A 6,914-nucleotide genomic window follows, 5' to 3' on the forward strand; every position below is an offset into this window, starting at 1 on the left:
GGCTCTCCCCATTCTGCTGCTCTCCATGGGCATGGCGCTGGTTCCGGCACTGGATCGTCTGCTGGGCCGCCTGGAGCTTTTTCCGCAGTTTTGGGCCTGGGTGCAGGCGGGATTGGCGACGATCGTGCTGGCGGGTCCTGGTCGGCGATTTTTCCGGCCGGGTTTTCTCGCCTATCGCCATCTGTCGCCGGATATGAATTCCTTGGTAGCCACGGGAACTGGAGCGGCTTGGCTGTATAGCATGCTGGTCCTCGTGGCGCCAGACTGGTTCCCCACCAGTGCCCGGCATGTCTATTTTGACTCCGCGGCAGTGGTGATTGCGGCGGTTCTCTTCGGTAAATATCTGGAAGAACTGGCGAAGGGAAGGACTTCCGCAGCGATCAAGCAGTTGCTGGGTCTGCAGGCAAAGGAGGCCCATGTGTTGCGCGACGGCGAGGAGTTGCAGGTGGCGATCGGCGCCGTTGTTCTGGGCGATCAGGTGGTGGTCAGACCGGGGGAGCGTTTGCCCGTGGATGGCGTGGTCGTGGATGGCGACTCCCACGTGGACACAGCTATGCTCACCGGCGAACCGCTGCCAGAGCATAAAAAGCAGGGTGATCCGGTGGTGGGCGGCACGGTGAACCGCGAGGGGCGTCTGCTGATCAGGGCGACCTCGGTGGGCCGGGATACGGTGCTGGCGCAGATCATCCGGCTGGTGGAGCAGGCGCAAACGGGCAAGTTACCGATTCAAGGCCTGGCGGATCGGGTGGTGCGAATTTTTACACCGCTGGTGATCCTTATCGCTCTGCTGAGCTTTGTCTTCTGGCTGCTGTTCGGGCCGCCGCCCGCGATCACCCTCGCCATGCTCTCGGCGGTGGCGGTGCTGGTGGTGGCCTGCCCCTGTGCGATGGGGTTGGCGACCCCGGCGGCGGTGATGGTCGGTACCGGACGCGCCGCGGAACTGGGGGTGCTTTTTCGCAAGGGGGAGGCACTGGAGTCTCTGGCAGCGGTGGATACGGTTTGCCTGGATAAGACCGGGACCCTGACCTATGGGCGTCCGGCGGTGACGCAGATTGAGGCGACGGATCCCGGGTATTTATTGCAGATGGCTGCTGCCGTGGAGAGTGCTTCCGAGCACCCCCTGGCACACGCGGTACTGGTGGCTGCGGGCGAGCGTCATCTGGATCTCCCGGCAGTGCGTGATTTTATGGCATCCCCGGGGAAGGGTGTGCAGGGCAGGGTGGATGGGGAGATCGTGCTTGCAGGTACGTTAGCCTGGATGCGTGAACACGGGATCATTATGCCGGAGTCTTCTGCGGGCGATTTGCAGCAGACCGGCAGGACCATCGTCTATGTAGCCAGGGATGGCCGCCTGCTGGGACTGCTGGGGATCAGCGATGTGGTCCGGCCGGAATCTGCCCAGGTGGTCCGGGCGCTCAGGGCGTTGGGTTTAAGGGTGGCGATGGTGACGGGCGATGCGGAGGCTGCGGCCCGGGTGATCGGCGGCCAGTTGGGGATTGACGAGATCTATGCGCAGGTATTGCCGCAGGATAAGGCGGAGATCGTGCGTCAACTACAGGGAAAGGGCCGTAAAGTGGTTTTTGTCGGGGAGGGCATCAACGATTCGCCGGCGCTGGCGCAGGCGGATGTGGGCATGGCCCTCGCCTCAGGTACGGACATCGCGATGGAGGCGGCGGATATCACGCTTACCCATGGAGATCTGGGGGGGGTCATTACCGCGATTCAGGCGGCACGCCAAAGCATGCGGACCATTCGCGGTAATCTGTTCTGGGCTTTTTTTTATAACATTCTGCTGATACCTGTTGCTGCCGGTGTGGCTATTCCCTTCGGAATTCAGCTCAACCCGATGCTTGCAGGCGTGGCCATGGGACTGTCTTCGATTTTTTTACTCAGCAACAGTCTGCGGCTGAAACGTTTACAGCCCTGGGCGGCAGCACCCTGAGCGCCAGGCGGGTGAATGGAGTATGCTGAGGCATTCTCCGTGTATTGTCAGGTGATATGTGGCGCAAAATCCGTGGCAACGCCCGGTCAACAGAAATGTCTGTATGCTGTGGAAGCTCAAGCCGTTTTTGCTGACCCGTCGTGTGTATCTGCTGTTCTATGCACTGGCCCTGTTGCTGAGCGCCGCCAGTGCGCTGGTGCTGCCGCAGGGCGCGCGCTGGATTCTTGATAAGGGATTTCACAGCTACCCGGCGCTGCTGTGGATCAGTGCCGCCCTGCTGGGATTGGGACTGTTCACTGTCGCCATGCGCGCCCTGCGCGATGCCCTGGCCACCTGGATCGGACAAGGTGTGGTGGCGGACCTCCGTACTATGGTGTTCAGTCATGCCTTGCATTTGCCTGCTGTTTTTTATGAGGTTTTTCGCACCGGAGAGGTCATTTCCCGGCTCAGCAGCGATGTGACCATCCTGCGTTTTGGCTTGACCGGGGTACTGGGGCGCAGCCTGCAAAGTGGCATTACCCTGATCGGGGCGCTGACGCTGATGGCCGCCACCCTGCCGCAACTGATCATCCCCGGCTTGGTCGCCTTACCTCTGCTGGTGCTCATCAACCTGAAATCCGGCCGCCTGCAACGTCGCTACAGCCGCAACGAGCAGGACTACCTAGCTGATCTGAGCGCGCATACGGAAGAGTCGGTCAATGGTATCCGGGTGATTCAGGCGTTGACCCTGGAGCCGCAGACGGAGGAACATTATCGGCGCGATATCCGGTTGTTACTGGGGCAAGTCTGGTCCCGGGTGATGGTGCAATTGTGGTCCACCTTTTTGACCGGCGGGCTCGTATTCCTGGCGCTCAGTGTGATGCTCTATTGGGGTGGGTTGGCCGTGTTGCGCCACGAAGTGGGGATCGGGGTGCTGGCGGCTTTTCTGCTCTACGCCCTGATGGCAGCGACTTCTCTCGCCGCCCTCGGCGAACTGTGGGGCAGCATGGCGCGTTTAGCCGGGGCGACGGAGCGGCTGTTGGCCCTGCTGGATGAGACGCCGGAGGCAAGTGCACCTGTCTCCTCCATACAGGATGCAGCGCCACCTCATGTGAACGACGGACTGCTGGCGCAGCGGGTAAGGCCCGCCCGCCTGCGTCTGGATGATGTATCTTTCAGTTATCCGTCACGTAGCGATTGCCACGCGATTGCAAATATCTCTTTCGACATTGCCGAGGGAGAAACGATGGCCTTTGTGGGTGCCTCTGGTGCTGGTAAAAGTACGTTATTTTCCCTGTTGTTGCGCCATTATCAGCCGAGTCGGGGCCACATTTTGCTGGACGGGGTCGATATTAACACCTTGCCGCTCCATTCGTTGCGGCAACAACTGGCGGTGGTGCCTCAGCATCCGGTGATTTTCTCCATGAGTATTGCGGAAAACATCATGATGGCCCGTCCGGACGCGAGCGAGGCTGACCTTCTGGAGGCGGTGTGTGCGGCGCGGGTGGATGAATTTTCTGATCGTCTGAAGGGGCGGCTGCAGACCCATGTGGGGGAGAAGGGCGTTACTTTGTCGGGCGGGCAACGTCAGCGTATTGCCATTGCCCGGGCCATTCTGCGTAATCCACGCGTACTGATCCTGGATGAGGCCACCAGTGCCCTGGATGCAGAGAACGAACGCATTATTCAGGAGGCGCTGGGCAATCTTACCGCTCAGCGCACCACCCTCGTTGCGGCACATCGGTTGGCGACGGTTATTCATGCGTCACGTATTGCGGTGCTGGATAAGGGAAGGCTGGTCGCTGTGGGGAATCACCGGGAGCTTTTGGATTCTTGTCCGATTTATCGTCAGTTCGCGCAATTGCAGCGCTTGCATGAGGGAGTGGAAGATATGCCGGAACTCCAAAAAGTTCGTGCGTGATCGGGCTTGGCGAACTAAAGTTGAGACGAAGAGTCTCATTTCAAATGAGCAGCGCGTTTTTTATAAACATGAGTGGGGTACCGCATATCGGGTGTATTGGTGGGAATCTAGGGAGGGAGGCCCTGTATGAGTACGGATTTTGAGCAAAATATGGCCTGGATCAGGCGGGCACAAACAGACATGAAGGCTTTTGTGGAAGGGTTGGCGACGCGTCTTGAGGGTGACGTGCCGGGTTTTGTGGAGGTAGAGCGCAAGAAGGACGGATTCTTTGCGAAAACCAGCCACATTGAGTCAATTATTATCCACACCAATAATAACGACTATATCCTCAAAAAAGAGGGCGCCCATATCAGCACCGTGCGCGCGAAAACCGTGCGCGGCGTAGTGCTCAAACACGAAGATTTATCGTTATCCGTCTGGCTGGAAAGTTTAGTCGCGGATCTGGCTGATCTCTCCGGCGAAATGCAGGGCGCCAGCAATACCTTGCACGACTTTCTTATGGGGTAATCTGAAGGAGGGTTTATGTCCATTTGGGACAAGATCAAACACGGCATCGAGGAAGTCGCACATGATGCCCAGCGTGCCGCAGAAAATATCGGTCAGAGTGCCAGCAAAGGCATTCGCTCACAAACCCCCGAAGAAATGCAGCGTTACTCCGAATGGGAACTGGCGCTGCGCCAACACCGCCTCCCTTCTTTCGTTCAAAGCCGCATGTTTCAGACCAGCCAGGGGCGATTGCCCTGGATCAGTACGGCGAAGGCGTCCGAGTTGCTGCTACAGCGCAGCCACGGTGTGCAGCCCATTGGTATGGTGACCGGCAACTGCTGGTACCATTTTGGTTATTCCTGGACCCAGGGGCACTATGATGGCTGGCACACGGCGGTAGAGCGCATGCGCCTGGAGGCGCTGGCCGTGGGTGCGAATGCCATCGTCGATGTGCGGATGAAGGTGCATCATGGTGAGCACGAAGATATGGATTATGGCGTTACCGGCACGGCCATCCGCATTCGCGGTCTGCCACCGTCCGCGGAGCCGGTCGTGGCGACGGTGTCGGCACTGGAGTTTGTACGGCTGCTGGAAGACGGGGTGGTGCCTGTGGGTATTGCTATAGGTGCCAATTTTGACTGGTACAGCCCGTGGATGGGTACCGTAGCTGCGCAGGCCGCTCAGTCTTCTCCCTTTGCGGCACGCTACTGGAATATGGAAATCACCGACCTGTCGGCATTCCAGGAAAATGTCCGCCGTCGTGCTCTCTACGATTTACGTGAAGATGGACGGCGTATGGCGGCTGCGGTACTGGCCCATACCAGCACTACCCAGATGTTCCATGTCGCCGGAGATCAGGACAACCCAGAACGCTTTCTTTGCCGACACATCAGTATTGGCACGGCCATCAGTTATTTGCCGCAAAATGTCCCCCAGCACGAGTTGATTCCGATGATTTCACTCCTTGACCATCCATTGAAAAGTGCCACCATGACACGAAAGGATCTTATATGACTGATACCGCTGAACAACTGGCTCCTCATGCCATCGAACGTCTGAAAGGCTTGCGTTCGCAGGGCAGTCACGAAGGCATATTTACCTCCGATCTTTCCGTCAATGAATTCGTTATGGTCCGTAAGGCCAATTTTGAGCCTTTAGGGCTGGTGGTGGGTTCCTGCATTTACCACATGGGTATTCAGTATGGTAACTGGAATCAGAACATGGAGATGGATGTGCTGTCCCAGGCGATGTACCAGGCCCGCGAACTGGCCATGAGTCGCATGGAACAGGAGGCTACCTTGCTACAGGCGGATGGTATTGTCGGTGTGCGCCTGGAAGTCAAACGCATGGAATGGGATCAGGAGATTCTCGAATTTATGGCGATTGGTACGGCTATCGCGCACCGTAGCGGCGCCTCCGGATTTAAGGGGGTGGGGGGTAAACCGTTCACCAGCGATCTCAGCGGGCAGGATTTCTGGATGTTACTACAGGCGGGCTATCGGCCGATGGAAATGGTGATGGGCTCCTGTGTGTATCATGTCGCCCATCAGGGCCTTTTGAAATCTCTGGGCAATGTGGGGCGCAATACCGAAATGGAGCAATTTACCCAGGCTATGTATGACGCGCGTGAGCTGGCCATGGAGCGTATGCAGCATGAGGCCCAGGAGGCCCAGGCTGATGGCATTACCGGCGTGCAACTGCATGAAGGTAGTCACAACTGGAAGCCGCATGTCATTGAGTTTTTTGCGGTGGGCACGGCAGTGAAGGCCATGGAGAATGCGGATGCACTGGTCGATGGTCTGAGTCCGCAACTGGTGATCCCGGTGAATGATTGATGCAGTGAACAGCACGATGCTGTCCTAAGGAGTGATCTGATGTCGATCTTTAAACGTGCCGCAGAAATACTGGAAGGCAAGGTGAATCATTTTCTCGATAATGCGGAGGACCCTGCAGAAGCCCTGGATCTTTCCTATGAGAAGATGGTTACGAATTTGCAGGATACCAAAAGACATCTTGCCGATGTGGTGACCGAACGGGTCTCTCTGGAAAACCAGATGGCGCAGGCGCAGAAAGCGTCCGATAAAGCCGACGCCGATGCCCGTATGGCGCTGGGCGCCAACCGGGAAGATCTGGCGCGCGCTGAATTGGCCCAGAAGCAGTCCGAATTGCAGAAGATCGCTTCCCTCAAGGAAGCGCATGATACCGTCGCCGCCCAGGCGCAGAAGCTGACCGATTACGAGAATAAGCTGCGGGACCATATCGAGCAGTTCAGAACCCAGAAGGAAGTGACCAAGAGTGAGATGACCGCGGCGCAGGCGGAAGTCAAAGTCAGCGAGTCGCTCACCGGTATTGGCAAAGGCATGGATGACGCCGGTGATGCCATGCGCCGCGCTCAGGGTCGTACTCAGAACATGGAGGCCAAGGCAGCGGCCATGGATGGGCTGATGGAATCTGGTGCGCTAAATGATCCTTTGGATAGCCGTAGTCAGATCGAGAAAGAGCTGGATAACGTGCGCGCTACGAGTGGTGTGGATGATGATCTCGCCAAGCTCAAAGCGGAAATGGCGAAGGATAAAGGCACATCGG

At 57.9% G+C, this 6,914-nt stretch carries 6 protein-coding genes; all 6 read left to right on the plus strand.

Annotated elements, in window-relative coordinates:
* The coding region (locus tag AC2VNK_RS07600) for a copper-translocating P-type ATPase (RefSeq protein ID WP_486883358.1) at positions 1–1,942 on the plus strand (1,942 nt) is incomplete at its 5' end.
* Positions 1,943–2,000: 58 nt separating this feature from the next.
* Positions 2,001–3,842 (plus strand): ABC transporter ATP-binding protein, encoded by a 1,842-nt coding sequence (locus AC2VNK_RS07605; protein ID WP_486883359.1) that lies wholly within the window; start codon positions 2,001–2,003, stop codon positions 3,840–3,842.
* A gap of 126 nt (positions 3,843–3,968) precedes the next feature.
* Positions 3,969–4,349 carry a hypothetical protein gene (locus tag AC2VNK_RS07610; RefSeq protein ID WP_291524492.1) on the plus strand — a complete coding sequence of 127 codons (381 nt, stop codon included), beginning with the start codon at positions 3,969–3,971 and terminating at the stop codon, positions 4,347–4,349.
* Positions 4,350–4,364: 15 nt separating this feature from the next.
* Positions 4,365–5,342, plus strand: a complete 978-nt coding sequence (locus AC2VNK_RS07615; RefSeq protein WP_486883360.1) for a heavy metal-binding domain-containing protein — start codon at positions 4,365–4,367, stop codon at positions 5,340–5,342.
* Complete coding sequence (locus AC2VNK_RS07620) at positions 5,339–6,163, plus strand: heavy metal-binding domain-containing protein (protein WP_291524488.1); 825 nt, start codon at positions 5,339–5,341, stop codon at positions 6,161–6,163. The genes AC2VNK_RS07615 and AC2VNK_RS07620 overlap by 4 nt, the downstream gene beginning before the upstream one ends.
* A gap of 39 nt (positions 6,164–6,202) precedes the next feature.
* A partial coding sequence (locus AC2VNK_RS07625) for a PspA/IM30 family protein (protein WP_486883361.1) occupies positions 6,203–6,914 on the plus strand: 712 nt, incomplete at its 3' end.

The sequence above is a fragment of the Acidithiobacillus sp. TH-A35 genome (genome assembly GCF_057473505.1).

What these genes read in the sequence shown, in the direction of transcription:
- AC2VNK_RS07610 (WP_291524492.1), top strand. Translation starts at nt 3,969, where the DNA reads ATGAGTACGGATTTTGAGCAAAATATGGCCTGGATCAGGCGGGCACAA.
- AC2VNK_RS07615 (WP_486883360.1), top strand. Translation starts at nt 4,365, where the DNA reads ATGTCCATTTGGGACAAGATCAAACACGGCATCGAGGAAGTCGCACAT.
- AC2VNK_RS07620 (WP_291524488.1), top strand. Translation starts at nt 5,339, where the DNA reads ATGACTGATACCGCTGAACAACTGGCTCCTCATGCCATCGAACGTCTG.